Origin of the sequence: Tenggerimyces flavus (assembly GCF_016907715.1) — a bacterium.
Taxonomy (GTDB): Bacteria; Actinomycetota; Actinomycetes; order Propionibacteriales; family Actinopolymorphaceae; genus Tenggerimyces; species Tenggerimyces flavus.
Genome location: NZ_JAFBCM010000001.1, coordinates 1,910,547 through 1,936,629 on the forward strand (window position 1 = coordinate 1,910,547; position 26,083 = coordinate 1,936,629).

Annotated in this window: 26 protein-coding genes; 15 read left to right on the forward strand and 11 right to left on the reverse strand. The window is 69.1% G+C overall.

What is annotated here, in order from left to right; all coding sequences use genetic code 11:
* Window positions 1-3 precede the first annotated feature (3 nt).
* The 4 genes from JOD67_RS08835 (at window position 4) to JOD67_RS08850 (ending at window position 1,902) form a co-directional block, all read left to right on the forward strand.
* Window positions 4-708: an FAD-binding oxidoreductase gene (locus tag JOD67_RS08835; protein ID WP_205116931.1), complete on the forward strand. Its 705-nt coding sequence runs from the start codon at window positions 4-6 to the stop codon at window positions 706-708.
* Between the two features lie 78 nt (window positions 709-786).
* The gene (locus tag JOD67_RS08840) at window positions 787-960 is read left to right on the forward strand and encodes a hypothetical protein (RefSeq protein WP_205116932.1); all 174 of its coding nucleotides are present in this window, start codon (window positions 787-789) and stop codon (window positions 958-960) included.
* 46 nt (window positions 961-1,006) lie between these two features.
* Window positions 1,007-1,246, forward strand: a complete 240-nt coding sequence (locus JOD67_RS08845) for a BBE domain-containing protein (RefSeq protein ID WP_205116934.1) — start codon at window positions 1,007-1,009, stop codon at window positions 1,244-1,246.
* 41 nt (window positions 1,247-1,287) lie between these two features.
* Window positions 1,288-1,902: a DUF2461 family protein gene (locus tag JOD67_RS08850; RefSeq protein WP_205116935.1), complete on the forward strand. Its 615-nt coding sequence runs from the start codon at window positions 1,288-1,290 to the stop codon at window positions 1,900-1,902.
* Here JOD67_RS08850 and JOD67_RS08855 read toward each other — a convergent pair.
* The 7 genes from JOD67_RS08855 to JOD67_RS08885 all read right to left on the reverse strand — a co-directional run bounded on the left by JOD67_RS08855 (window position 1,869) and on the right by JOD67_RS08885 (window position 10,456).
* Window positions 1,869-3,668 (reverse strand): IucA/IucC family protein, encoded by a 1,800-nt coding sequence (locus tag JOD67_RS08855; protein WP_205116936.1) that lies wholly within the window; start codon window positions 3,666-3,668, stop codon window positions 1,869-1,871. The genes JOD67_RS08850 and JOD67_RS08855 overlap by 34 nt on opposite strands.
* Window positions 3,646-4,974 carry a lysine N(6)-hydroxylase/L-ornithine N(5)-oxygenase family protein gene (locus JOD67_RS08860; RefSeq protein ID WP_205116937.1) on the reverse strand — a complete coding sequence of 443 codons (1,329 nt, stop codon included), beginning with the start codon at window positions 4,972-4,974 and terminating at the stop codon, window positions 3,646-3,648. The genes JOD67_RS08855 and JOD67_RS08860 overlap by 23 nt, the downstream gene beginning before the upstream one ends.
* The gene (locus JOD67_RS08865) at window positions 4,967-5,518 is read right to left on the reverse strand and encodes a GNAT family N-acetyltransferase (RefSeq protein WP_205116938.1); all 552 of its coding nucleotides are present in this window, start codon (window positions 5,516-5,518) and stop codon (window positions 4,967-4,969) included. The genes JOD67_RS08860 and JOD67_RS08865 overlap by 8 nt, the downstream gene beginning before the upstream one ends.
* On the reverse strand, window positions 5,515-7,134 hold the full coding sequence (locus JOD67_RS08870; RefSeq protein ID WP_307782322.1) for an IucA/IucC family protein: 1,620 nt from the start codon (window positions 7,132-7,134) through the stop codon (window positions 5,515-5,517). The genes JOD67_RS08865 and JOD67_RS08870 overlap by 4 nt, the downstream gene beginning before the upstream one ends.
* A gap of 20 nt (window positions 7,135-7,154) precedes the next feature.
* A complete protein-coding gene (locus JOD67_RS08875; protein WP_307782323.1) occupies window positions 7,155-8,537 on the reverse strand; it encodes a pyridoxal phosphate-dependent decarboxylase family protein in 1,383 nt (460 codons plus the stop codon).
* Window positions 8,534-9,832: a diaminobutyrate--2-oxoglutarate transaminase family protein gene (locus tag JOD67_RS08880; RefSeq protein WP_205116940.1), complete on the reverse strand. Its 1,299-nt coding sequence runs from the start codon at window positions 9,830-9,832 to the stop codon at window positions 8,534-8,536. The genes JOD67_RS08875 and JOD67_RS08880 overlap by 4 nt, the downstream gene beginning before the upstream one ends.
* 90 nt (window positions 9,833-9,922) lie before the next feature.
* Window positions 9,923-10,456: a DUF1707 domain-containing protein gene (locus JOD67_RS08885; protein ID WP_205116942.1), complete on the reverse strand. Its 534-nt coding sequence runs from the start codon at window positions 10,454-10,456 to the stop codon at window positions 9,923-9,925.
* A 198-nt stretch (window positions 10,457-10,654) separates the two neighbouring features.
* On the opposite strand from JOD67_RS08885, the gene JOD67_RS08890 reads away from it, so the two are divergent.
* From JOD67_RS08890 to JOD67_RS08900, 3 genes are all read left to right on the forward strand, one after another.
* Entirely contained in the window at window positions 10,655-11,305 is a 651-nt protein-coding gene (locus JOD67_RS08890; protein WP_205116943.1) for an RNA polymerase sigma factor, read from the forward strand.
* Between the two features lie 5 nt (window positions 11,306-11,310).
* On the forward strand, window positions 11,311-11,928 hold the full coding sequence (locus JOD67_RS08895; protein ID WP_205116944.1) for a hypothetical protein: 618 nt from the start codon (window positions 11,311-11,313) through the stop codon (window positions 11,926-11,928).
* Between the two features lie 83 nt (window positions 11,929-12,011).
* A complete protein-coding gene (locus JOD67_RS08900) occupies window positions 12,012-12,557 on the forward strand; it encodes a hypothetical protein (protein WP_205116945.1) in 546 nt (181 codons plus the stop codon).
* A gap of 74 nt (window positions 12,558-12,631) precedes the next feature.
* Here the strand turns inward: JOD67_RS08900 and JOD67_RS08905 are convergent, their stop codons facing one another.
* Both JOD67_RS08905 and JOD67_RS08910 read right to left on the reverse strand, forming a co-directional pair.
* Window positions 12,632-14,026, reverse strand: coding sequence for an FAD-binding oxidoreductase (locus JOD67_RS08905; RefSeq protein ID WP_205116946.1), 1,395 nt, complete (start codon window positions 14,024-14,026; stop codon window positions 12,632-12,634).
* A gap of 57 nt (window positions 14,027-14,083) precedes the next feature.
* The gene (locus JOD67_RS08910) at window positions 14,084-14,389 is read right to left on the reverse strand and encodes a putative quinol monooxygenase (RefSeq protein WP_205116947.1); all 306 of its coding nucleotides are present in this window, start codon (window positions 14,387-14,389) and stop codon (window positions 14,084-14,086) included.
* Window positions 14,390-14,500: 111 nt separating this feature from the next.
* Between JOD67_RS08910 and JOD67_RS08915 the strand changes: the two genes are divergently transcribed.
* The gene (locus tag JOD67_RS08915; protein WP_205116948.1) at window positions 14,501-14,998 is read left to right on the forward strand and encodes a GNAT family N-acetyltransferase; all 498 of its coding nucleotides are present in this window, start codon (window positions 14,501-14,503) and stop codon (window positions 14,996-14,998) included.
* 85 nt (window positions 14,999-15,083) lie between these two features.
* Window positions 15,084-16,016, forward strand: a complete 933-nt coding sequence (locus JOD67_RS08920) for a YncE family protein (protein WP_205116950.1) — start codon at window positions 15,084-15,086, stop codon at window positions 16,014-16,016.
* On the opposite strand, the gene JOD67_RS08925 is transcribed toward JOD67_RS08920, so the two are convergent.
* On the reverse strand, window positions 16,006-16,869 hold the full coding sequence (locus tag JOD67_RS08925) for an LLM class flavin-dependent oxidoreductase (protein WP_205116952.1): 864 nt from the start codon (window positions 16,867-16,869) through the stop codon (window positions 16,006-16,008). The genes JOD67_RS08920 and JOD67_RS08925 overlap by 11 nt on opposite strands.
* A gap of 546 nt (window positions 16,870-17,415) precedes the next feature.
* Between JOD67_RS08925 and JOD67_RS08930 the strand changes: the two genes are divergently transcribed.
* The 4 genes from JOD67_RS08930 to JOD67_RS08945 all read left to right on the forward strand — a co-directional run bounded on the left by JOD67_RS08930 (window position 17,416) and on the right by JOD67_RS08945 (window position 23,110).
* Window positions 17,416-18,969 (forward strand): right-handed parallel beta-helix repeat-containing protein, encoded by a 1,554-nt coding sequence (locus JOD67_RS08930; RefSeq protein WP_205116954.1) that lies wholly within the window; start codon window positions 17,416-17,418, stop codon window positions 18,967-18,969.
* A 348-nt stretch (window positions 18,970-19,317) separates the two neighbouring features.
* Entirely contained in the window at window positions 19,318-20,787 is a 1,470-nt protein-coding gene (locus tag JOD67_RS08935; protein ID WP_205116956.1) for an NAD-dependent succinate-semialdehyde dehydrogenase, read from the forward strand.
* Entirely contained in the window at window positions 20,784-21,821 is a 1,038-nt protein-coding gene (locus JOD67_RS08940; protein ID WP_205116958.1) for a tartrate dehydrogenase, read from the forward strand. The genes JOD67_RS08935 and JOD67_RS08940 overlap by 4 nt, the downstream gene beginning before the upstream one ends.
* Window positions 21,822-21,880: 59 nt before the next feature.
* Window positions 21,881-23,110: an MFS transporter gene (locus tag JOD67_RS08945; RefSeq protein WP_239553776.1), complete on the forward strand. Its 1,230-nt coding sequence runs from the start codon at window positions 21,881-21,883 to the stop codon at window positions 23,108-23,110.
* Here JOD67_RS08945 and JOD67_RS08950 read toward each other — a convergent pair.
* Entirely contained in the window at window positions 23,100-23,696 is a 597-nt protein-coding gene (locus JOD67_RS08950) for a TetR/AcrR family transcriptional regulator (protein ID WP_205116961.1), read from the reverse strand. The two genes, JOD67_RS08945 and JOD67_RS08950, sit on opposite strands and share 11 nt — an antisense overlap.
* Window positions 23,697-23,764: 68 nt before the next feature.
* On the opposite strand from JOD67_RS08950, the gene JOD67_RS08955 reads away from it, so the two are divergent.
* Entirely contained in the window at window positions 23,765-24,658 is an 894-nt protein-coding gene (locus JOD67_RS08955; RefSeq protein WP_205116962.1) for an NADP-dependent oxidoreductase, read from the forward strand.
* Window positions 24,659-24,678: 20 nt separating this feature from the next.
* A complete protein-coding gene (locus JOD67_RS08960; RefSeq protein ID WP_205116963.1) occupies window positions 24,679-26,073 on the forward strand; it encodes an amidase in 1,395 nt (464 codons plus the stop codon).
* Window positions 26,074-26,083: the final 10 nt, after the last annotated feature.

Below are 26,083 nucleotides of genomic sequence, written 5' to 3' on the forward strand. Positions count from 1 at the left end.
CGCATGGTGCCGGACGAGCTCGAACTGCACCGGAGACTCGCGGGGGAGTACATCCACCCGGACGACCCGAAGTACCCCGAAGTGCGCAATGCGCAGCTCAAGGCCTTCCACCACTACAAGCCAAAGGCGGTTGTCCGCGCCTTCACGGCCGAGGACGTCGCCGAGACCATCACGTTCGCCAAGCAGCGTGGGATCGAGCTCCGACCACGCAGCGGCGGTCACTGCTTCGCGGGACGATCGTCTACCGACGGCATCGTGCTCGACCTCAGCCCGATGTGGGGGTTCGCTGTCGAGGGTGACACGGCCACGATCGGCGCCGGAGCCACGATTCGAACGATTGAACGCGCACTCTGGCGCCAGGGCAGGATCCTCAATCTCGGTTGCGGACCGACCGTCGGCGTCGCCGGCCTCACCCTAGGCGGCGGAATCGGCCTCTGCCGAGCCTACGGCCTCACCTGCGACCGGCTCCTCAAGGCCGCCGTCGTGCTCGCCGACGGCAGCATCGTCCACGCTGACGAGAATCACCACGAAGATCTCTTCTGGGCGCTACGAGGCGCCGGAGGTGGCCAGTTCGGCGTCGTCGCCCATTTCCAGCACTCGTTCTCCGATGAGCCCCATCAGGACGTCATCGCGAACTGGATGCGCTGGGCACGCGACTGCCTGGACGGCATGAACGCCCACCTCCGCCTGGTCGCGACCCCTACTTGAACGAGCCCCCGATCCTCTTCCTGTTCGGGATCCACCTCGGCACGCTGCCGAGACCGAACGGGTCCTGGCCACGCCGGTGTGAGCCCGCACTGGGCCATCGAGCGTTCCTACCGGGACGTCAAGTCCTCCTCCAGGATCGTCGGACGCGAGGACTTCTACGAGTCTGGCGCCGAACGCAGCCGGTCGGACGTCCTCGCGGAGCTTCTGGAGCGGTTCGCCGGGGACGGACCGAAGACTCGCGACGCGAGTTGAGCTTCACGCGTGGGGTGGGGCCTACAGGCGTCCGAACGAGACCGACATGGCTTTCGCGTATCGGAACTCTCGGTTCCTGCTCGAACACGTCCAGCAGACCGCGCCGAACGTACGGACACCTGGGTCGACGAGTCGTGGCAGCTCAGCACCCGTACTCCGACGAGGGCCCGATCCTGACCTCGACGACCCGCTCACCGCCTATCACGGAGCCAACAAGGAGCGACTCCAAACGATCAAGCGGCGCTACGATCCGGACCGCTTCTTCGACTTTCCGCAAGCACTCTGACACTCGCCGAAACTGTCGGTGGCCCCTGGCACGATGCCCGCATGAGCTTCACCGGCTGGTCCGACCGCGCGTACGAAGTCATGCTCGACCTGCAAGGCGACCCCGGCCCCGCCGAGCTCGAGGAGCACCGGGACGCGGTCGAGCGGTACGTCCGCGAACCCTTCCAGCAGCTCTGCGACGCGCTCAACGCGACGGACGAGTTCGGCACGTTCTGGCCCAGCGGCATGTCCGACCGCCCGTGGGGCTGGCAGCACCAGAGCATCACCTGGTGGATCGCCCGCCGCATCAAGATCACGTTCACGTTCGACCTCGACGGCTTCGCGCTCGGCGGCGGCTCGGGCAGCCCCGCGCCCGACCAGGTCCAGCTCTACCGGAAGCTCGTCGACGCCGAGGGTACCGGAACGGAGCTCGCCGACATCGTCCGCAAGCTGGAACGTGCCGGCTTCGATCTCCAGGGCAGCAAGTTGCGGCGCCTACCGAGCGAGTTCCGGAAAGACCATCCCCGCGCCGACCTGCTCCGCCGCCGCGGCATCTATGCCGAGAAGCCGATCGACACGACGGATCTCCGGAAGATCCGGAAGGATCTCCGCGCACTGCACGCCCTCACCAGCTGGTACACCGACTACATCGCGCCCGCGGGCTGGGAGAAGCCGTAGAGCGGGTTCGGCACCGTTCCGTACACAGCAGCGTGCGGCCGTGCCGGGCGGTCCCGGTAGCCATCGAGCAGCAGCCGGTTCCGGTTCAGACAGAGCCGCTCGATCCGCGGCGTCAGCAGGTCGAACAGGGCGAAACGTTCGACAAGTCCCGGAAAGTCCGACTGGTACGCGAGGATCTCCGACCGCACCAACCGCCAGAACCGGTCGACCGGGACGCCGAGCTGCGAGCGGAAGATCTCGGCCAAGTACCGGAAATGTCCGACGAACAGCCCCGAATGGATGAACTGGCACAGGAACGCCGGCGGCTCCCGTAGCAGCACCGGCGCGATCTCCGGCGGCAGCGACGTCAGCGCGGGCAACGGCTGGTCGGAGATGTTCACGTCGTCGACGAAGTCCTTCACCGCGAGCCGCGAAGGAACGTCGGACGAGTCGTAGACGACGATCGCGTTCTCCCCGTGCGGCGAGAACACCACCCCGTACTCGTACAGGAAGTGCAGCAACGGCGGCAGCATTGCGTGGAACAGCCGCTCCAACCAGGCCTCCGCCGACAGCCCCGACCGTGCGACGAGCTCGGCCGCGAACGCACGACCCGACGGATCCACGTACAGCAACGACGCCAGCGTCCGCGCCCGCTCGCCCTGGTCGAGCTTCGCGACCAGCGGCTCGCGCCAAATCGCGCCGAGCAGTTCCCGGTACTGGTACGGAACACCGCTCACCGACTCCAGCGCCTCGTGCCGCACGGTGACCGACGCGACCTCACCGAGCAGGATCGGACGCGCCACGTCCCGCAGGAACTCGTCCTTCTCGAAGAGCCCGAGCACCCACGACGTCACGGCCGGCGCAGCGAGCGTCCGCTCCGTCGGCAGACCACGCCAGACCAGCGTGTTCAGCACTGACAAGGGCAGCTTGACATGGTGCCGGTTCGGCGTGGAGACGTTGGTGAACGTACGCACCGACTGCTGCACCAGATAGTCGTCAGGCCCGTTGCCCAGCGGAACGATGCGCTGCTCGGCGATCTCGGCAGCGAACAGCGGCACCACGATCTCATCCCACTGCCAGGGATGAACGGGCAACGACAGATAGCGATCCGGGTCGAGCCCACGGTTTTGGAGACTCGCGGTGAAGCGCGCTCGCGTCGTCTCGTCGAGCTCGCCGGCGTAGAGGTCCGCCTCCTGCAAGGTGGCGATGCCGCGGTAGTCGGCCAGCTCGCGGTCGACCGCGAACCAGGGCAGCCGCAGCGCCGTCCGTACCTCCGGTGGGTACGTCGCCGCGTCCGCGGCTGAGAAGCCCATCCGTCCCTTGCTCGGCACGATCCACGGGTGCCCGGTCTGAAAACCTTCCAGCTCCGCGTACGTAAGTTCCGCCAGCTCCGCTGCCGGCAACGCCGACGCCGCGAGCCGGCAGTCCGCGGTCAGCGTCGCCGACAGCTCGCGCAACAGGTGCCCGGTCGTGTCACCCGACATTCCCAACGCTCGATGAGAATCGAGCACGAACCGCAGTGCGTCCGTCGCCTCCTCCGCATCCGCGTCGCCCACCGAGCGCGTGATCGACAACGGATCCACGAACCACGAGTCGTACGAGCCGCGCGACGCCGCGAACCGGTAGACGACCCGATCCGGCAGGTCGAGCCGGTACCTGCCGTTGCCCTCCGGCGAGGGCGTCAGCAGCTCCTCGTAGGAGAACTCCGCGATGGCCTTGGCCAGCAAGGCACGCCCGGCGGCGCGCCAGGCGTCCGCGGTGAGCTCAGCGGGTACGGGCAGCGACACGAGCGGCCTCCTGAAGCTGGTCGGTGGATGACGGGACACCAAACGTGGTGAACGCGGTCTGCTCGGGCAGCCGGTAGCGGGTCGTGCCGGCGATCGCGTTCAGGATCACCGCGGCGCGGTGCGCACCCAGCCCGAGGTCCGGCGTGCCGACGCCGTGCGTGTGCAGCTCGGCGTTCTGGACGTACAGCGCGCCCGTGACGTGCGGGGCGGTCGCGACGCGGTAGTCGGCGTCGACGCGGTAGCGGCCCGCATCGTCCAGGTCGAGCAGCCCGGCGTCCAGGAAGTCCGGCTGCCGCGCGGAGTAGCCAGTCGCGAGCACGACGGCATCCGTACGGACGACGAGCTCCTCGTCCTGGTCGGGCTGGTGGCAGCGCAGTTCCACGCCGTTTCCGGAACGTCGCGAGGCGACCACCGAAACATTCGGAAGGAGAGTCGCCTGCGACGAGGCCCCGCCGACGCTGCGTTCGTAGAGAAGGTCGTAAATCGCCGCGATAGTTTCGGCCGAGATCGCCTTGTACAGCTGCCATTGTTCCGGAACAAGCCGATCGCGCACCGGCTCGGCAAGCCCGCGGAAGTACCGCGTGTACGCGGGAGTGAAGTGCTCCAACCCGAGCTTCGAATACTCCATCGGCGCGAACGCCGGTGCCTGCGTCAACCACCGCAGCTGGCGTCCGGCCGGCAGCTGGCGAAGCAGGTCGAGGAAGATCTCCGCCCCCGACTGGCCAGACCCGACGACCGTCACGTCGCCGGCGCCCGCAAGCTCGGCTTGACGATGCAGGTACTCGCCGGAGTGGAAGACGCCGCGGCCGACGACCGGCGCGAAACTTTCCGGAAGGACGGGCTGGGTTCCGACACCGAGGACGACGTTCTTCGCCCGGACCCGTTCGGTCCCGTCGGCCGTGACGAACTCGACCTCGAACGCGCCGTCCCACCGGACCGACGTGACGCTGGCGCCGAACGTGCAAGACGGCAGCCGCTCGCTCACCCACCGGCAGTAGTCGTCGTATTCGCGCCGCAACACGTGCATCCGCTCGCCGAAGTAGAACGCGTACATTCGGTCGTGCGCGCGCAGATAGTTGAGGAACGACCACTCGCTGGTCGGGTCGGCGAGCGTCACCAGGTCGGCGAGGAACGGGACCTGCAACATCGCGTCGTCGAGCAGCAGGCCCGGATGCCACGACCACTCCGGCTTGCTCTCCAGGAAGCGCGCGGACAGGCCGTCGAGCGGATCGGCCAGTGCGGCGAGCGAGAGGTTGAACGGTCCGAGGCCCACACCTACCACGTCGTAGGTGCTGGATTCAGTCATGCGGTTCCCTTGTCTTGATCATGAGGACGGCGCGCTTGTCGGGCAGGTCGAGGTCGGCGGCACGGACGAAGCCCGCCCGCTCGAACGCGGCGATCGACCGGACGTTCCGCACATCCGGCTCGGCCACCACTCGCGAAACTTCCGGTCGCAGAGCGAGAATCGTACGCGCGACCGCCTCCAGCAACTGGGCGCCGAGCCCGCGCCCGCGGAAGTCGCTCGGCCCGAGCAGCAGATGGATCCCCGCGTCGAAGGGGCGAGCGTCGTAGTGCTTGGCGAGCGGATCGAGATCGGCCCAGTAGAGCTCCCAGTAGCTCATCGGCGTGCCATCGAGCGACCCGACGTAGCCCCTCGTGTGCGTCGCCTTGTTCAGCTCGGTCAGATAGGCGATCGTGCGCTCGGGTGGACCGTCGAGCTGCCAGAACTCCGCGACGTCCGGGTCGTTCATCCACGTGGTCAGCAGCTCGTGGTCCTCCGCGCTCGCGCGACTGAGCCCGAACCCCTCCGACATGATGTACCAACTCGACCAGCGCCGATCGTCGCTCATCGGTCTCTTGTCCACAGCGGGTTGGCAAGGTGGACGTACACCGACTGCGTCGACACCGGGCCGACCAGTTCGTCCATGCCGTGCAGGCGAGTGAGCAGATTCGCCTTGCTGCGCAGCACGGGTTCCCGCAGGATCGGCGCATCGCGGTCCTCGACGAACTGCCTGGCGAGCTCGAGCAGCGGACGCTCGGCGATCAAGCCCTGCGACCCGAACGCGCCCACCAGGCCGAGCAGGTTGTTGATGCCGAGGTAGTAGCCGAGCCGTTCCTCGGCGACGTCGTCGGGAACGGTGGTATCGGAAGCCACGCCAACGTCCGGCAGCAGCTTCTCCAGCTCGCTGATCCGGCTCGCCGCGAAGTAGTAGCCCTGGTTGTCGCGATAGCGGCCGCCGGCGGGCCAACCCTCAGAGTCCAACACCACCAGGGTGTTCTGCTGGTGTGCCTCGAGCGCGATGCCGTACGTCCGGTACAGCCAGAGCACGGGATCGATCACGGCCTGCAGATAGCGGGCGAACCAGACGGCCGCGACGTCGGCGAGCGATCCACCGGTAGTTTCGGCCAGCTTCTCGACAAGTCGCCTGAGCCGGGACGGGCCGGGCTGCGGCGAGACCAGGCCGGCGACGCACCAGATGTCGTCGTTCGGGCCGAACGGGTTGGCGCGTAGCATCGCGTCGAGGCCGATCGGTCCGTCGAGCGCGATCCACGCCGGGTCCCGCACGATGTCGAACCCGGGATGAGCGGCCTGCCACGACTCCCCGATCCCGGCCTCCAGCAGCCGATGCACCTCGACGCCGCGGTGCAGCTCCTTGCGCAGGTTCTCCCTGCGGGAGTTGGTGATGCGCAGCGCGAGCGAGAGTTTCAGCATCACCGAAACTTCCGGCCGATAGACCGTACGGAGCGACGACGTCGGATACCACGGCGCGCCAGACGGCCCGAGGTCACGGATCCGTCCGGCGGTCAGCAGCTCGGCGAAGTCGGGTCGCCCGGCGAGGTCGCGAGCCTGCCACGGGTGCGCGGGAACGAGGACGGTCCCGTCCGGCGCGTCGCGGTCGGCGAACTCGGCGACGATCGCCTCGGCCGACCGTTCCAGCGCCGAGTCCGACGAGACCAGGTCGGCCTCCACGGCGAACCAGTGCAGCGGGAATGAGCCACGCAGCTCCGGCGAGAACGCCGAACACTCCGTGTCCGTGAGGGATTCCCGGCTCTTCGGCGTCGGGTGCAACGGATGCCCGAGGATCAGCGCCTGCTCGCCATCGAGGAACGGCGTCGTGTCCGCCGGCGCGTCGGGATGAGTCCGCCGGTGCGCGACATGGTCGGCGACACGGCGTACGGAGTCCAGCGCTCGCATGACGAGCTCGCTGCCGGCGTACGGCGGCACGCCACGCAGCAGCGCGCCCTCGCGGGCGATCAGCGCGGCGAGCGTCGCGGCGTCACCGGGCCTGTCGTCGATGCGTACCTCGTCGAACCGGTGCCAGCCGCTCGCCGACCAGTGCGCGATCGTCGCCTCGATCCGTGTACCCGACAGGTCGAGCGTGAGCAGCTCGCCATCCCTGTGGGCGATGTCGGTCTCGCGGAGCCAACACCGCAGCAGGTTCTCCATCGCCGCGTGGTCGGCCACGGCGGCGGGACTTTCGTCGCTCAGCGCTCCTCCTCCGCGCCGGCTGCCACGACCGCGTCGAGAACAGCGTCGATGTCGTCGGTTCGCGCGTGCGGGTTGAGCAACGTGAGCTTGAGCCACGTACGGCCGCCGAGGGCTGTCCGGCCGACGACCACGCGGCCCTGCTCGAGCAACCGCCGCCGCAAGGCGGCATTGACAGTATCGGATCCGTTGTAGCGGAAGACGACCGTGGTCAGGACGGGCTTTGCCGCGAGTTCCAGGCTGTCGTGCTCGGCGATCCGGACGGCCGCGTAGTCGGCGAGCTCGTGGCAGCGCTCGACGAGCGTGCCGAGGCCGGACCGGCCGAGCGCACGAAGGGTCACGGCGATCTTGACGGCGTCGGCGCGGCGGGTCGTACGCAGTGACTGTCCAAGCAGGCTTGGGTATCCGGCCTCCTCGTCGTCCGCCGGGTTGAGGTACGCGGCGCGCTGGGTCAGCGGTGCGAACGACTCTCTGTCGCGGGTGAGGAAGACGCCGGCCGGAACGGGTTGCCAACCGAGCTTGTGCAGATCGAGCGACACCGAGTCGGCTCGTTCGATGCCTGTCAGCAACGGTGCCATCCGCTCGGAGAACAACGCGCCGCCACCGTACGCCGCGTCGACGTGCAGCCAGGCTTGGCGTTCTCGGGCGAGGTCGGCGATGGCGTCGACCGGGTCGATCGCGCCGAGGTCGGTCGTGCCCGCGGTCGCCACGACGACCGGCGAGACGTCGCCGGCCTGGTCGAGCGCCGCCGCGAGCTTGTCGAGGTCCAGCTGGGACGACTCGTCGACGTCGATGTCGACCACGGCCTGCGGATCGAGCCCGAGGAAGCCGGCGTTCCGGGCGATCGAGAAGTGCGCCATCCGCGAGCAGAACACGCGGACCGGCTTCGTCGCATGGTCGCGCGCGAGCAACAGGCCCATCAGGTTGGACTCGGTACCGCCCGAGGTGATCACGCCGCCGGCTCGCGCCGGGTCGTAGCCGACCATCCGCGCGAGCTGGGTGATGACCTCGCCCTCGAGCGCGGTCGATGCCGGTGCCTGGTCCCACGAGTCGAGCGACTGGTTCAACGCACTCGCGACGAGGTCGGCCGCGACCGCGATCGCCAACGGCGGACAGTGCAGATGCCCGGCGCAGCGCGGGTCCGCCGGGTCGGCCGATCCCGCGGTGACCACCCGCGCGAGGTCGGCGAGGGCCTCGCTCGGCGTGCCGCCGTTGAGTGCCGCGACGACCGCCTTCGCGACCGCGTCGGGACCGCCCGCGGGCAACGGTCCGCCCCGCTCGGCGGCGCCGATCGTCAACCCGGTAAGGGCGACCGCGACGTAGCTGGCCAGCTCGTCGACGTTGCCGGCGAGCTCCGAGCCAGGGGGCAACCGGTCGTTCACCGGGCTCGTTCCGCGGCCGTCCACGCGGCGGCAAGCCGCTCGAGCACCGACGTAGCTTCGACGTCGGACATGACCAACGGGGGCAGCAGGCGCACGACCGCGTCGTCGCGTCCGCCGAGCTCGACGATCAGCCCGCGCTCGAGGCATTCGGCCCGTACCTGTTGGGAAATCGCGGGATCCGTCGCTTCGACGCCGATCATCAGGCCACGTCCACGGACATCGCCGATAGTTTCGAACGGCAACGTCGAAAGCTCGGCCACCAACCAGTCGCCGAGTTTCTCCGCGCGTTCGTCGAGTCGATGCTCCGCAACGTACCGCAGGGTCGCCGCGCCGGCAGCCATCGCGAGCTGGTTGCCGCGGAACGTTCCGGTGTGCGCGCCGGCCGCCCAACCGTCCAACGCCGCGTCGTACACGATCACCGCCAGCGGCAGGCCGCCGCCGATCGCCTTGGACAGGACGAGAACGTCCGACGCCACGCCGCTGTGGTCGACCGCCCAGAACGCGCCGGTGCGGCCGACGCCGGTCTGCACCTCGTCGACGATCAGCGGAATCCCTTGCTGGCTTGTGATATCGCGCATGGCGCGCATCCACTCGTTCGGCGCGGGGATCACGCCGCCCTCGCCCTGCACGGCCTCGAGGATCATCGCCGCGGGCGGGACGACGCCGCCGTTCGGGTCCTGGAGCAGCTGGCGCACGTAGTGCGCGCTCAGGCGGGCGGTGTCGTCGCCACCGACGCCGAACGGGCAGCGATACGCGTAGGGGTACGGAAGTTGTGTGACCTCGCCGGTTGTGACGACGTTCTGGCGGGCCGCCACGTTGCCGGTCGTGGCGAGAGCTCCCGCGGTCATGCCGTGGTACGCGCCGGTGAACGCGAGCACGCCGCGCCGGCCGGTGGAGGTCTGGGTCAGCTTGAGCGCCGCCTCGACCGCGTCTGCACCGGTGGGGCCGCAGAAATGGATGCGGCCGTTCTGCTTGAGGTTCGGCGGCAGGAGGTCGAAGAGCGTGTCGACGAACGCGTCCTTGACCGGTGTCGCGAGGTCGAGGGTCGCGAGCGGCGCGCCGTCGTCGAGCACCTTGCGGATCGCGTTCACGACGACCGGATGGTTGTGGCCGAGCGCGAGACTTCCGGCGCCGGAGAGGCAGTCGAGGTACGTCCGCCCGTCCGCGCCGGTGATCGTCAGGCCGCTGGCCTGCACCGGAACTATCGGAAACGAGCGCGCGTACGTCCGTGCCGACGACTCGCGCCGGCTCTGGCGTGCGAGCACCTGGCCGCTGTCGGTGATCACGGTCGGCATCGAGCTCCCTACCTCCGGTCAACTCAGGTTAGGCTCGCCTTACAGGCCCAGCGTAGTCCGAGTCGGCGCGTCGGTGGAAATCGGGGGTGACTAGTGGCGCGCGTACCGGACGACGAGCCGACCGAACTCCATCTCACCGGAAATCCTGATCCGGACGCCGTTCGTGGGCCGGTCCACCGGAGGCCGGTCGACCGGCTGCTTCCACTCGCAGCGCAGGTCGTCCAGTTCGACGACCGCGTTGCGGGGAACGGTGATCCGGGCCTTGCCGAACCGCAGCTTGAGCTCGAGCTGGATCGCCGGGTGCTCGATGATCGCGCGGGACAGGTCGAGGTCGACCTTGCCGAACTCGGACTCGATCTCGAACGTCTTCGGTACCTGCCAGGTCCCGCGGCGCTGGATCCTTCCGGCCTTCGCGCTGATCCGGACGGTGCGGTCTGGTGCGATCTCCGGGAGCGAGGCGAGGATCGGCGCCAGCTCGCTGCTGGTGGTCGCGGTCAGCGCCTGCTGCAGCCGGTCGTCCAGCTCGTCGTGCGACAGCTCGCCCGAGGCGTACGCCTCCTGGAGCCGTCGCACCGTCTGGTCGCGCTCGTGCTGGGTGATGCGCTGAGGCCTATCTTCCGGCATGCGCGCATCGTGCCACTCCGACAACCCCGCTGTGTGATCACCGCGACTCGCGGCTGTGTCATGGTCGCGCTCCGCGCGACGAGCTGGGTGCTTTGAACGCGGCGCCTTCCACCCCGGTCAATCGTTTCCGTTGCCGGTCTGGTGCCGGTGGGAGGCCGGGGAGGAAAGCGCCGCGGCACCCGGCTAGATTCGCGTGCCATGCCGAGCGGGCGGAAGCGGGGCGAAGCACGCCATGTCGCCGCGCCCGCGGTCGAGCTCGCGCAGGCCGGTGACGAGGACGCGTTCCGCCGGCTGTACCGCGACGTGCATCCCGGCATGGTCCGCTACTTGCGTGTCCTGGTTGGCGATCGGGACGTCGAGGACGTCGCGTCCGAGGCCTGGCTGCAGATCGTTCGCGACCTCGGCTCGTTCCACGGGGACGACGACGCGTTCCGCGGTTGGGCGGTGTCGATCGGCCGGAATCGCGCGCTCGACCACCTGCGGCGAGTGCGTCGGCGGCCAATCGCGGACGCCGACCTGGCCCAGTTCTCGGAACTTCCGAGCGGCGAGGACACCGCGACCCAAGCACTCGACGCGGTCTCGACGGACGCGGCGCTCGCGCTGATCGCGACGCTCCCGCCGGACCAGGCGGAGGCGATCCTGCTCCGGGTCGTGGTCGGGCTGGACGCCGCGGCGGCGGGCAAGGTGCTGGGCAAGCGGGCAGGTGCCGTACGTGCCGCAGCTCACCGCGGGCTGCGCCGGCTGGCCTCCGTTCTCGAGGGACGGGGCGGAACTATGGCCTGCGCCACGCCCGGAACCTCGCCGCGCGTGACAGTTTCGCTCGACCCGACGCTTACCGAGATGAGATGAGTGGGATGCGTCGTCGCCGGATCTCCCGCGCCCAGGCAGCCGAGCTGCTGTCCGGGCGCGGTTCGGCGACCCCGGATCCCGTCGCTTCGATACTTTCGGCGGCTGCCGCGCCGGCCCGTTCGGACGAGCTGGTGGGCGAGGAGACCGCGGTGGCGGCGTTCCATCGTTCGCGGCTCTCGCCGGCTCCGGTGCCTGCACCCGGACGACGGCTCGCGCTGGTCAAGGTCGCCGGGCTGGTGCTCGCGGGCCTGAGTCTCGGCGGCGTGGCGTTCGCGGCGACCGGGATCCTGCCCGGCCCGGCTTCGCCCCCGCCCGTTCCCGCGCCGTCGGTGTCGTCGGCGGGGCCGGGGACGACGCGGACGGAGGGCGTCGCCCCGAAGCCGTCGGTCTCACCGTCCGACTCCCCGACGAAGCGGCCGCAGCCCGCGCCGAAGCCGTTCCCGACGAGATCGGCGGATCCGGTTCCGGAACCCGAGCCGGTGCCGACCTTGACGAAGCAGCCCCGGCCGTGGCCCGTTCCGAGCACGTTGCCGGTGCCGACAGAGCTGCCTCTTCCGACCTCGCTGCCGTTGCCGACGCGATTTCCGACAACTTTTCCGACTTTTCCGGCGAACAGGCCGTAACACTCTCGAGACTTCCGGCGCTGTCGAGAGGGAGAGGGCGCGAAGTCTGCGCCACAGCCGATCGAGAGTGAGGAACCAGCACCGTGCGAATCCGACACCTCGTCCGCAATGTCGTGGTCGCGGGAACCGTCATGAGCGCGTTGGTGCTCAGCGGCGGCGTAAGCCAGGCCGTCGAGCCGCCGCTGCCTGACCTGACGTTGCCGACCGACAGCCTGCCGTTGCCGGAAGTTCCGGACCTGCCGGGTCTGCCGGGCGAGCTGCCTGACCTTCCGGGACTGCCGAACATTCCGGACCTGCCGTTGCCAGACGGCGGCTCCGACTCCGACAAGCCGGCTCCGGGGCCGAAGACCGACCTGCCCGACGCGCCGACCCCGTGCTCCGAGCCGCCCACGGTCGACGTCGACCAGGGCGACGCGGCGTTCACGACGATCACGATCAGCTTCGTCTGCGAGTCGGAGAAGTCGTTCCACAAGGTCATCACCGCCGAGATCGCCGGCCAGACGCTCTTCGAGATCGACACCCAGACCGTGACCGCGAGCTACAGCGCGCACTCGACCACGCTGCGGGTGCCGAAGGCGACGATCTGCGTGACCGACCTGTCGACCGACTCGAAGAAGTGCCTGCCGTAACGGGCTGACGACGACTGCAAGCTGGGCGTCCCGGTGTCGATGGCCCCGCCATCGGGGCGCCCTTCCACTTTCTCCTATGCGGGTGGGATGTTCTGGTTGCCGCGGAACAGGTTGGTCGGGTCGTAGCGGCGCTTGATCGTCGCGAGCCGTTGGTACGTCTCCGCGCCGTACGCCTCGCGGACGCGGTCGGGCCCTTCGTTGCCGAGGTGGTTGACGTACACGCCGACCGAGTCGGCCTTGATGCGTTCGAAAGTTCCATCGGCCCAGACGCGATGGCGGGTGGCCGGCTCGTCGGGGTTCTCCCAGAACGCGCAGAGCTCGACGTGGTACGCCGCCTTCCGGTGCGAGAAGGCGGTGCCGTTCGTCGAAACTCTCGCGATGGCGCCACCGAGCGGGATGATCACGATCGCGCCGTTCGGCGAGGTGGGGTTGAGCCCGTATTCGGTCAGCGTCGCGATGGTGCTGTCGGTGAGTTTGCTCAGCAGGCGCGAACGAATGTACGCGGGGCGGGACGGTGCCATGCCGTCGAACAGGCGCTGGAGCTCGAGGTACTCGCTCGGGCCGACCAGGTCGACGGCGGGCGGGCCGTACGCCTGCAGCCTCGCGAGCGCGGCCTTGCCCTCGCCGGTCGGGTGCAGGCAGGCGGCGGCGATCGCGAGCGCGGGCTTGCCACGCAGGTCCTGGGGGACGAATGGCGCGTCGGGTGCGGTGATGAACGCCGCCAGCGCGGTGACGTCGTCGGGCGCGCTCTCGGAAAAGTGGCGGAAGTACCGCAGCGTCTCCTCGGCATTTTCGGCGCTGTACAGGAGCATGCCGCCGAGGGGGTCGGAGACCTCGTGCAGGCGGTACGTAAATTCCGTGACGATGCCGAAATTTCCGCCGCCACCGCGGATCGCCCAGAACAGGTCCTGGTTCTCGTCGTCGCTGGCTCGGAGCGCATCGCCGTTCGCGAGCACGATCTCGACGGCGACCAGGTTGTCGACGGCGAGGCCATGCTCCCTGGACAGCCAGCCGATGCCGCCGCCGAGCGTGAACCCGGCGATGCCGACGCTGGTGATGTGGCCGCCGGTCGTGGCGAGGCCGTGGGCTTGGGTCCGTTCGTCGAGCTCGCCCCAGGTGAGACCGGGGCCGGCCTTGACCGTTCTTGCTTGTGGGTCGACATCGATGTCGCGCATGGCGCGGAGATCGATGACGATGCCGCCGTCACAGCTGCCGAACCCGGCATAGCTGTGCCCGCCACCCCGGACGGCGAGCGGGAGCGCGGAGGTCTTGGCGAGACGCACGGCGAGCTGGACGTCTCGCCTGGTCGCGCATCGGGCGATCAGCGCCGGGTGGCGGTCGATCGCCTCGTTCCAGATCTTGCGCGCCTCGTCATAGGCCGGCATGCCGGGCGTGACGAGGTCCCCTTGGAACGGGCCTATTTCGGACGTGAGGTCGTGCATCAGATCCCCCTGAATGCTGGCGTACACCTGGGAAAGGTGTACGTGGGCAGGCTTGACGCCTGATGGGAAGCCGCTGGGCAGGTGCTAGGAAGGCAGCTCTGTGGGCTGGGCCTCGAAGACGCGGATCGTCGCCTTGCCGGCCGCCATGTGCGCGAGCGTCGCGTCGAGCTTCGCCATATGGTCGCTGGCGATATGAGCTTGGAGAGCCTCGAGGTCGCGCCACTCCTCGACGGCGGTGAACTCGTCCGGATCGGTGAGGCTCTGCAGGTACGCGTAGTGCAGACAGCCCTCGTCCCGAGCGTTCGTCGCCCGCTGCATCGCCTCGAGCGCCTCGGCCGTCTCCTGGCGGTGCTCGGGCTTGGATCTGAGGATGGCGTGGACCACGATCACGCCTTCGAGCGTAGGCGGTCGTCGGCCCGATGCGGAGTTTCGCGTTGAAACGTGGGGGTTTCCCGGATCCAAGTCCGTCACGTACGGGGCACGGTGGTTGAATCGACGGCGATGATCACCCTCCCTGAAGCGCCACGTCTGCTGCCGCCCTCCACCGCGGTCAAGGTCTCCTATCTCACTGGCGAGCAGGTGGACTGCGTCGCGCGCGGCTCCGAGACCGACTGGCTCGGCCCCGCCAGCGAGGACTTCGACGGCTTCGTCGCCGCACGCGTCGGCGTCAAGGAACGCTGGAACGTACCGTCCACGGTCTTCTGGTACCAGGCCGGCGAGCACTACCTCGGCACGCTGGTGATCCGGCACGAGCTCACCGACGAGCTGTTCGTCGAGGGCGGCCACATCGGCTACCACGTGGTCGCGCCGTGGCAGCGGCAAGGCCACGCGACGCGCATGCTCGGCGCAGGCATCGCCCACGCGCGGGACCTCGGCCTCAGCCGGGTCCTGCTCACCTGCGCACCCGAGAACGAGCCGTCCCGCCGGGTCATCGCCGCCAACGGCGGCAAGCAGGACGAGACTCTGGGCGACGCGCTCCGGTTTTGGATCGACTGCTAGCGGGTTCTTGAAGGTTGGTCTAAGGCTGGCTGAACGGCCCTTGGTTCACTGCTGAGTGCGGTGCGGATCAAGGGGGACGTCGGTCATGTCAGCTCGTACCACCTTCTTCACCCGGCGGCAGCTGCTCGCCGGCGGTGCGGCGCTCGGCGGAGTCGCCGTCGCCACGCTGAACGGACGCATCCTCGCCTCGGGCATCCCCGGAGCGTCCGCGGTCGCGTCGATCGGTGCCGGCGTCCTCGTGGGCAGCCGGTCCAACTTCGGCGCGCCGAAGGTGCGGGCGGACCAGGCCGCTGGTTCGTTCCTGTGCATCGATTCGTGGGGCGGCGAGCTCCGCGTGCCGCCGCGGTTCGCCAGCTCGGCGCACGACGGTGCGGTGCGGCGGCACAGCACTGTCGCGAACCCGCTCGGCCTGTCCATCACCAACTCTGGTGGAGGATTCTCGCCGGCGAGTGCGCCGTACGGGCTGATCGAGCGCGCGGCCGTCGGCACCGCGCTGCTCGGTCGGGTGGTCGTCCGCGCGGACGGCAGCATCGACGGCGTGGCGCCGGCTCGTACGGTGCAGCCGCTCGCACATCGCTCCTGGAGGTACGCGATGCCGCGACTCGGCGTCGTGAACTCCTCCTCGCGGTTGTACGTGAGCCAGCCGTTCGACGACTCGATCCGGGTCATCCAGCTCGCGGGCGACCCGGCATCGGCTCGGACCGTCCGTTCCTGGCTGCTCGCCCAACCCGTCGACCTGGCGCCGGTACTTCCGGACTCGGCGAGCACGACTTTGCCGGAGGGCAGCGATATTTTCGTCTGCAACCGCGGAAATGCCACGATCGTGCGGATGCGGCAGGACGGCTCGGTCGCGGCGGTGCGTCGCGTGCTGATCAACGGCTGGTCGCTGGGCCGGCACGCTTGGCTGAACGGGATCGCGACGTCGGCGGATGGTGCGCGACTGTTCGTGACGTACGTGGGGAGCCTGCCGGGCTCCGACGACTGCTACGGCGGGGTGGTGGAGCTGCCTACCTTCTGAGGGTGAGCTGTTCGAGGACCTTCTCGTCGCCCTTGAACGGCTCGGTGGTCCGCGGCTCGTGCACGATGACGTCGGTGAACCCGAGCTCCTCGGCCCGGCCGACGGCGTTCTCGAAGTGGTCGACGCTGGAGAGCGCGAGGGTGCCGGAGCTGTCGAGGGCGAGGTAGCGGTCGATGGTTGCCGGGTCGCGGCCGGCCTCGGCGAGGACGTCGGTGAGCTGGTCGGACTGGTGCTTGACGCCGTTCCACCAGTCCTCGTTCGTCTCGCCGTCGCGCGGGCCGGTGGTCACCCAGCCTTGCCCGTACTTGGCGACCAGCCGCATCGACCGCGGCCCACTGGCGGCGACGACGAACGGGAGGCGCGGCTCCTCGACGCATCCGGGCAGCGTGCGAGCGTCGACGGCCTGGTAGAAGGCGCCGTCATAGTTGACGTGGTCGTCGGTGAGGAGCTGGTCGAGGAGCTCGAGAAACTCGCCGAGCCGCGCGACGCGCTTGCCGGGCGGGAGGACGTCGTTCCCGAGCACGGTCGCGTCCACCCCGATGCCGCCGGCGCCGAAGCCGAGGACGAAGCGGCCGCGGGAGATGTCGTCGAGGGAGAGGAGCTCTCGGACGAACGAGACGGGGTGGCGGAAGTTCGGGGAGGCGACGAACGTGCCCAGCTTGATGCGCTGCGTGGCGATTGCGGCCGCGGTGAGCGTGGGAACGGTGCCGAACCAAGGCCCGTCGGCGAGCGTCCGCCAGGCGAGGTGGTCGAACGTCCAAGCGTGGTCGAACCCCAGCTCCTCCGCCCGCCGCCACCTCGGTTCGGCGTCTCGCCACCGGAACTCGGGCAGGATCGTCAAGCCATAGCGCATGGCGCCCAACGTATTGCACACCATCGACGTACCGCTCCGGCCGCACGCCTGACGGAAGGCCCGGTGGCCACGTTTTCGTCCCCAGGTGCCGATCTCGGGAAGTTCTCCACAGATCCTCGGCGGGCTCCCCGTTCGGCCCGGCTCGGGGCGATGCTGGAGTCAGTCGCATTTTCAGCGGCAGGCCTCGGGTCGCTCCAGCCAGCCGCCGGCTCGGCCCTGCCCGGAAGGCAGTCTGGTCGCCCGATGCGAGCCCGGTGGGTACAGGTGGGGGACAGGCCTCTCGCCCGGCGGAGCGACTGTTGGGGACAGCCCACCCCCTGGGCGGGCGGCGGGCCGGCGAGTGTACGGCTGAGTCTAGGGGGAGCGGAGGGTTAGCGCGAGCGTCAAGGCCAGGTTGACGCGGGAGATGGGGCGTCAAGGGAGGGTTGACGACGAGGCTCGAGCTGCAAAGTAGGTGACATGTCAAGGAACGTTCATTCCTGTTGCGACGGGTAGCCATCCGGAGACGATGGGTGGGCTCTCGGTCGGCCGGGCGAGGAGGCCTCTGTGTTCGCATCTCGATCACTGCTGCGCTGGACGGTTCCGCTCGCCATGCTGGCGGCGGCGACGGTCACCGCCACGCCGACGGCAGCTGTGGCTGAGACTTGCGTCGGCGTCAACGTTCCCGTCGGCGGCAACATCCAGGCCGCCATCGATGCCCGTCCCGCTGGCACCACGTACTGCCTCGCCGCCGGCCTCTATCGACTCACCGCCCCACTGAGGCTCAAGACCGGTGACACCCTCTGGGGCGCGGGTCCTTCCCCCACCAGCGGCACCATGCTCACCGGCGCCCGCGTGCTGACCGGCTGGACCGCGTCCGGCGCCAACTGGTACGTCGCCGGCGCCCTCCCCGCGGCCTACGCAGACGGCGGCAAGTGCGAGGTCCTCACGACCAACCTCTGCCAGAAGCGCGAGGACGTCTTCCGCAACAGCACCCAGCTGCTCCGGGTCGCCACGCTCGCCGAGCTCGGGCCGGGCAAGTTCTTCGCCGACTACGCGGCCAACTGCGTCTACGTTCGCGACAACCCCGCCGCGGTCACCATGCAGATCGGCCGCACCGCGCAGGCGATCGCCGTCGCGGGGGCGAGCAACGTGGTCGTCCGCGGCCTCGGCGTACGGTACTTCGCCTCGCCCAGCCAGGTCGGCGCCATCGAGCTCGGCCAAGGGTGGCGGGTGTTCAGCGTCGAGACCAGCTACAACCACGCGCTGGGGTTCAGGTTCCTCGGCAACAACGCGTCGTTCACCGCGGGACGTACCTCGTACAACGGCCAGCTCGGCGGCGGCGTGAACGGTGGCCGCAACTTCACGATCGCGAACGTCGAGGTCGACCACAACAACGCGCAGGCGCTGTACTGGGTGAGCGACTGGGAGTCCGGCGGCATCAAGGTCACGAACGGCGCGACCGGCGTGGTCGACCAGGCCCTCGTTCACGACAACTTCGGCATCGGCCTGTGGGCCGACGGCCAGGCCGGCGACCCCGCGGTGGCGAACTCGTTGCGGTTCACGAACTCGCAGATCCTCCGCAACTCCGCCGACGGCGTGCGCTTCGAGATCAGCTACAACGGCAAGATCTCCGGCAACACCGTGAACGACAACGGCTGCGACCTGCTCGGCCGGCGCGGGCCGCAGAACCCGGCCGGCCTCCCCGACGGCGCCGGCATCGACGTGAACTCGTCCATCAGCGTGACAGTGTCCGACAACACCGTGAGCCGCAACCACAACGCGATCGGCGGGCAGGAACGGCGGGGTCGCGAGCTCCACCTGCAGCACCTCCGGGTCGTGAACAACACGATCGACAGCACCAAGTGCGCGAACGGGTTCGGCCTCGCGCTCACCGGTGTGGTGAGCGATCAGAAGCCGGACAAGCCGCCGTACTGGGGCCACGCGTTCGACGCGACGGGCGACAACAAGTTCATCGGGAACGACTACAAGATCCCCGCGGCCGATGGCGGGCTCAATGCTCCGCGGTACGCGTGGGCTGGCCGGTACTGGGACAAGTGGTCCACCTGGATCGGCGCCGACGCCCAGGACGCCGGCGGAACGGCTGTCGTCCTCCCCTGACAGCTGGGCTTCCGCGTGTGCTGTTGCGCTGGTCCCTGACGTTTCGAATGAGGGCGTCCCTCTGTCGAATAGCCCGGTCCATCCACCATGTCCCATCAAACTGTGGGGTTCTGGTCGCGACACGCTGGCGTGTCGCGACCAGAACCCCACACTTTCGCGAAGGGCGGAGGGTCCCCCCGCTCGAGGAGATCGCTACAGGGACGCCCTCATGCGAAACGACGAGGAGTGCAGAGGCGTGCGTAGGTGGTGGGCCGGGGTTGGTCAGGGGTTGTCCGGCGGGGTTGGGGTGGGCGGTCGTAGAGTCGAGGTGGGCTAAACGTCAGATGTCTTGGGGAAGGGGCTGTCGGCATGACGCCAGGTGAGCGGGAGGGGGCTGTTGTTGGGGCTGTTCCCAAGGGCCTCTTCATCGGTGGGGAGTGGCGAGACGCTGAGGGTGGGCGGGAGCTGAAGGTCGAGGACCCTGCCACCGGTGAGGTTCTCTGCGCTGTCGCTGACGCCAGTCCCAAGGACGGCCAGCTGGCGCTGGACGCGGCGGCTGGGAGGCAGGCTGAGTGGGGGCAAACCCCGCCACGCGCGCGGTCGGAGATTCTCTACAACGCGTTCGAGCTGCTCAAGCAGCGCCAGGAAGACCTCGCTCTGCTCATGACCCTCGAGATGGGCAAGCCCCTCGCCGAGGCGAGGGGCGAGATTCTGTACGCAGCGGAGTTCTTGAGGTGGTTCGCCGAAGAGGCCGTCCGCATCCAGGGCAGCTACCTCCCCAGCCCGGACGGCAAGAGCCGCTTCCTCGTCATGAAGCAGCCCGTCGGCACCACCCTGCTCATCACGCCCTGGAACTTCCCGATGGCCATGGGCACCCGCAAGATCGGCCCCGCCATCGCCGCTGGGTGCACGATGGTCGCCAAGCCCGCCCCGCAGACCCCTCTCAGCATGCTCGCCCTCGCCGCCATTCTCGACGAGGCCGGCCTCCCCAAGGGCGTCCTGAACGTCATCCCCACCTCCGACGCCGGCCCCGTCATGGAACCCCTCATCAAGGACCGCCGCACTCGCAAGCTCTCCTTCACCGGCTCCACCGCTGTCGGCAAGATTCTGCTCACGCAAAGTTCCGAGCAAGTACTGAAAGTCTCGCTCGAGCTCGGCGGCAACGCCCCGTTCATAGTCTTCGACGACGCCGACCTCGACCGCGCCGTCGAGGGCGCGATGCTGGCCAAGATGCGCAACGTCGGCGAGGCTTGTACGGCGGCCAACCGCTTCTTCGTCCACGCCGACGTCGCCGACGCCTTCGCCACCAGGTTGGCCGAACGGATGGGTGCCCTCAAGATCGGCCGCGGCACCGAGGACGGCGTCGAGATCGGTCCGCTCGTCGACGCCGCCGCTGTCGCCAAAGTTTCAACCCTGGTTGACGATGCGCGCCAGCGCGGCGCGCGTACGGTACTCGACGGCGGACCGATCGACGGCAAGGGCCACTTCTACCAGCCCACCGTCCTCGCCGACGTCCCGCCGGACGCTCGCATGGGCACCGAGGAGATCTTCGGCCCCGTCGCCCCCATCACCACCTTCACCGACGAGGACGACGTCGTCGCCCGGGCCAACTCCACCGACTTCGGCCTGATCTCCTACGTCTTCAGCCAGGACATCGACCGTGCCCTCCGGGTCGCCGAACGGATGGAGAGCGGACTCGTCGGCCTCAACTCCGGCCTGATCTCCAACCCGGCAGCGCCATTCGGCGGCGTCAAGCAGTCCGGGCTCGGCCGCGAAGGCGGCCTGATCGGCATCGACGAGTTCGTCGAGACCAAGTACGTGGGGATTCCGGTTCGATGACACGTCACCGAATCGCGGTCATCCCAGGCGACGGCATCGGCGTCGAGGTCACCGCCGAAGCCATCCGCGTGGTCGACGCTGTGGCCGACGTCGAGTGGACCAGCTTCGACTGGAGCTGTCAAAGCTACCTTGACACCGGCAAGATGATGCCCGACGACGGCCTCGAGCAGCTCCGGCCGTTCGATGCCATCCTGCTCGGCGCCGTCGGATACCCGGGCGTGCCAGACCACATCTCCCTGTGGGGCCTGCTGATTCCGATCCGCAGAGCGTTCGACCAGTACGTCAACGTACGCCCCGTCAAGCTCCTCCCCGGCGTCCAGTCGCCGCTGCGCGACCGTACCGCTGAGGACCTCCAGATGATCGTCGTCCGCGAGAACTCCGAAGGCGAGTACTCCAACGTCGGCGGCCGCCAGGGTCTCGGCGACTACGAGATGGCCTTGCAGACAGCGGTGTTCACCCGCCACGGCGTCGAACGCGTCGTCCGGTACGCCTTCGAGCTCGCCAGGCAGCAGAACCTCCCCGTCTGCTCCGCTACCAAGTCCAACGGCATCGTCCACACGATGCCCTTCTGGGACGAGGTCTTCCAGGACGTCGCCAAAGAGTACGAGGACGTGCCAAGCGAGCAGTGCCTCGCCGACGCGCTGGCCGCGCGCATGGTGATGGCGCCGCAGACGCTCGGCGTCGTCGTCGCCTCCAACCTGTTCGGCGACCTGCTCAGTGATCTCTCCGCCGCGGTGGCGGGTGGCCTCGGCATCGCCCCCGCGGCCAACCTCAACCCGCAACGCACGGCCCCGTCGATGTTCGAAGCCGTTCACGGCTCCGCACCCGACATCGCCGGCAAGGGAATCGCCAACCCCGTAGCACAAATCCTCACCGCCGCGATGATGCTCGACCATCTCGGCGAGACCCAGGCCGCGGTGGCGATCGAGCAGGCCATCGAACGAGCACTCGCAGACCCAGGGGCAAGGACGCCCGATCTCGGAGGTTCCGCCACGACCAGAGGGAGCGCGGACGCGATCATCGCGGCCCTATAGACCACATGTCAGATCCCAGCGAGACAAAGAAGAAACCGTCACGCCTCCGCGGCATGGTCATGGACACCAGGCCGCTGCGCTACGCGCCGTACCGCAGGCTCTGGACGTCCTCGATCATCACGGCGGTCGGCAGCCAGCTGACCGCGGTCGCGGTGCCGCTCCAGATCTACGACATGACCCACTCGTCGGCCTACATCGGCCTGTCCGCGGTCTTCGCGCTCGTCCCGCTGGTCATCTTCGGCTTGTGGGGTGGGGCGATCGCCGACGCGGTCGACCGCCGCAAGCTCATGCTCGTCACCAACACCGGCATCGCGGTCACCAGCCTGCTGTTCTTCGTACAGGCCGCGCTGGGCCTCGAGTCGATCTGGCTGCTGTTCATCCTCCTCGCCTTCCAGCAGGCCTGTGCCGGCGCCAACCAGCCGGCGCGAAGTGCGTCCATCCCGCGGCTCGTCCCGCTCGAGCTGCTGCCGGCAGCGAACGCGATGGGCTCCACGGTCTTCCAGGGCGGAGCGATCGTCGGCCCGCTGCTCGCCGGCGCGCTGATCCCGGTCGTCGGCCTGTCCACGATGTACCTCGTCGACGCGATCGCGCTCACCGCGACGCTCTGGGCCGTCTGGAAGCTGCCCCCGATCCCGCCGCTCGGCACGGCGGCGCGACGCGCTGGCATCCGCGAGATCTTCCACGGGTTCGCCTATCTGGTCAAGCAGAAGATCGTGCTGGTCGGCTTCCTCGCCGACATCATCGCGATGGTCTTCGGCATGCCCCGCGCCCTGTTTCCGCAAATCGCGACCGAAACTTTCGGCGATCCGGCGAGCGGCGGTCTCGCGATCGGCTTCCTGTACGCCGCAATACCGGTAGGCGCGCTGATCGGCGGACTACTTTCCGGAACGTTCTCGAGAATCCGAAGACACGGCGCGGCGGTCGCCGTCGCGGTCGGCGTCTGGGGCGTCGCCATGATCGGCTTCGGCCTGTCGAACACGCTCTGGCTCGCGGTGTTCTTCCTCGCAATCGGGGGCGCGGCCGACCTGGTCAGCATGGTGTTCCGCGGAACGATCATGCAGCAGGCCGCGACCGACGAGATGCGCGGCCGCCTGCAGGGTACGCACACCGTCGTCGTGGTCGGCGGACCGCGGCTCGCCGACATGCTGCACGGTGGCATCGGCGCCGCCGCCGGAACCACGATCGCGGTCAGCGGCGGAGGCGTCCTCGTCGTCGTCGCGATGGCCGCGACCCTGCTGTTGTTCCCGATCTTCTGGCGCTACCGCGCGGCCGACCCGGTCAAGGAGTGACCAGCCGCACGAGCTGCTCGGCACACCACCGCCGGAACTCCGGCGACCGCGGATCGAGACCAGAGATCCCCTGCACGTGTTGGGGAAGCGCGATCGGTGCGAACGTGACCGCATAGGACAGCAACAACAGGAATGCCGGGTCGATCGCGTCGGTGACCTCGCCGTCCCGCTGCCGTTGGGCCATCCGTTCGACCGCGGAACGCAGCCCCGCGACGAGCTGCGAGTCCGGCGCTTCGTCGCCCAGCGCGTTCCACACGACGAGCCGCGACCAGTCCGGGTCGTCCAGCACGACGTCGAGGTACGTCGAGACCGACGAGGCGTAGCTCTCGCTCTGCTCACCGCGGGCGGCTTCCGCCGAACGCCAGCGCGCACGGAGCTCGTTCAGCACCCCCTGCTTCCCGCCGAAGTAGTACGAGATCAACTGCTGGTTGACACCGGCACGTTCGGCGATCGACGCCGTACGCGCGCCGGCGAAGCCCTTCGTGCCGAACTCCGCAAGCGCTGCTCGCAGGATCGCCTCGCGGGTCTGCTCGGCCGCTCGCCCGCGCTCTTCGGCGGACGGCGCGCGTCGGGGACGAGTCGCCATGGCACGAGACGATAGCGAGTCAATCAACTAGTTGACAAGTGTCATTCAAACGATTGACACTCGACGGCATGAGCGAAGCAGTGGTCTTCACCGAGTACGGCCCACCCGAAGTGCTCCACGTCGTCGACCTCGAGCCGCGCGAGCCGGGACCGCGCGAGGTCCGGGTGCGAGTCAGGGCAGCGGGCGTGCAGCCGTTCGACAACCTGTTCCGTAGCGGAGCGACCAAGGGCTACGTCCCGGCGAAATTTCCGCAGCAGACCGGCAACGAGCTCGCGGGCGTCGTCGAAAGTATCGGCGCGGAGGTGACCGAGTTCCGAGAAGGCGACGAGGTCCTCGGATGGGTCGCGCTGGCCGCGTTTGCCGAGCACGCGATCGTCCCCGCCGACCAGCTCGTCGCCAAGCCAACGACGATGCCGTGGGCAGAAGCCGGCGCGCTGTCGGCGTCCGGGCAGACAGCGCACACCGCGTTGGCGATCCTCGGCGTGACCAGGGGCGAGACCGTCCTGATCCACGCCGCGGCCGGTGGTGTCGGCAGCATGGCGGTCCAGATCGCCGTGGCCCAGGGCGCGCACGTCATCGGGACCGCGAGCGCACGCAACCACGACTACCTCTGCGGTCTCCGCGCGATCCCCGTCCAGTACGGCGACGGCCTGCTCGACAGGGTCCCCAGCCGGCCGGACGCCGTCCTCGACGCCATCGGCACCGACGAGTCGCTGCGGGCATCCGCGAAGCTCGCGAGCAGGATCGGGACAGTCGCGTTCAACCCGCTCGCCGCGCAGCTCGGCGTCCGCCAACTGAGCACCGACCGGTCGACGCGACGCCTCCAGGCGTTGGTCGACCTGTACGAGGCAGGTCAGCTGAGAGTCCACGTCCAGAGCACGTACGGCCTCCGCGAAGCAGCAGCCGCGCATCGCGAGGTCGAGACCGGCCATGTTCGCGGCAAGGTAGTCCTGATGCCCTGACCGCGGCGACACTGGCAGGCATGGCCGATGCCGCTGATCTGTCCGCGTCCGAGCTCCTCGCCGCCTACGCCGCCAAGCAGCTGTCACCCGTCGAGGCCACGCGAGCGGCACTCGCCCGCATCGAGGCACGCGACCAGGAGCTCAACGCGTTCTGCCTGCTCGACGAGGAAGGCGCCCTCGAAGCAGCGAGAGAGTCCGAACGCCGTTGGCAGCAAGGCGAACCGGACGGCCTGCTCGACGGCGTACCCACCGCGATCAAGGACATCGTCCTCACCCGCGACTGGCCCACACTCCGCGGCTCCCGCACCATCGATCCCCAAGGGCCATGGGAAGAGGACGCCCCCACGGTCGCCAGACTGCGCGAGCACAGGGCGATCTTCGTCGGCAAGACCACCACCCCCGAGCTCGGCTGGAAGGGCGTCACGGACAGCCCGCTCACCGGCATCACGAGGAACCCGCACGACCCCACCAGGACGCCCGGCGGCAGCAGCGGCGGCAGCGCGGTCGCCGTCCAGACCGGCATGGCCGCGCTCGCGATCGGGACCGACGGCGGCGGCTCGATCCGCATCCCCGCGGGCTTCACCGGCGTCGTCGGGTTCAAGCCGACTTTCGGAAGGGTGCCGATCTACCCGCCGTCCGCGTTCGGCACGCTCTCCCACGCCGGTCCGATCGCCCGTACGGTCGAGGACGCCGCCCGCATGCTCGACGTGCTCAGCCGCCCAGACCCGCGCGACTGGTCCGGCCTCCCGCCGACGCAAGGCAGCTACCTCGACGCGCTCACCGAAGGCGTCGAAGGCATGCGCATCGCGTTCAGCCCCACGCTCGGCTACGTCCACAACGACCCGCAGGTCGAGGCGCACGTACGCAAAGCCGCCCACGTCTTCGCCGAACGCGGAGCCGACGTCGACGAGACCGACCCCGGCTTCCACGACCCGATCCGAGCGTTCGAGGTCCTCTGGTACGCCGGCGCGGCAGCCAGCGTCGCCACCATGACCGACGAGCAACGCGAGCTGATCGACGAAGGTCTCGCCGAGATCGCCCACCAGGGCAGCGCACTCACCGCCCTCGACTACCTCGCCGCCACCAAGGAACGCACGGACCTCGGCGAACGCATGGGCCGCTTCCACCAGACGCACGACCTGCTGCTCACCCCGACGCTCCCGATCACCGCGTTCGAAGCCGGCCGAGAGTCCCCCGACGGCGAACGGTGGATGACCTGGACCCCGTTCACCTACCCGTTCAACCTCACCCAGCAGCCCGCCATCTCCGTCCCCTGCGGCCAGGACGCGAACGGCCTCCCCGTAGGCCTGCAGATCGTCGGCGCCCGCCATGCCGAGCGGCAGGTACTCGCGGCGGCAGCGGTCTTCCGCGAAGATGCCGAAGCGAGTACGGTGCGTACCGCTGCGTCTCCGTAGCGTGACCATG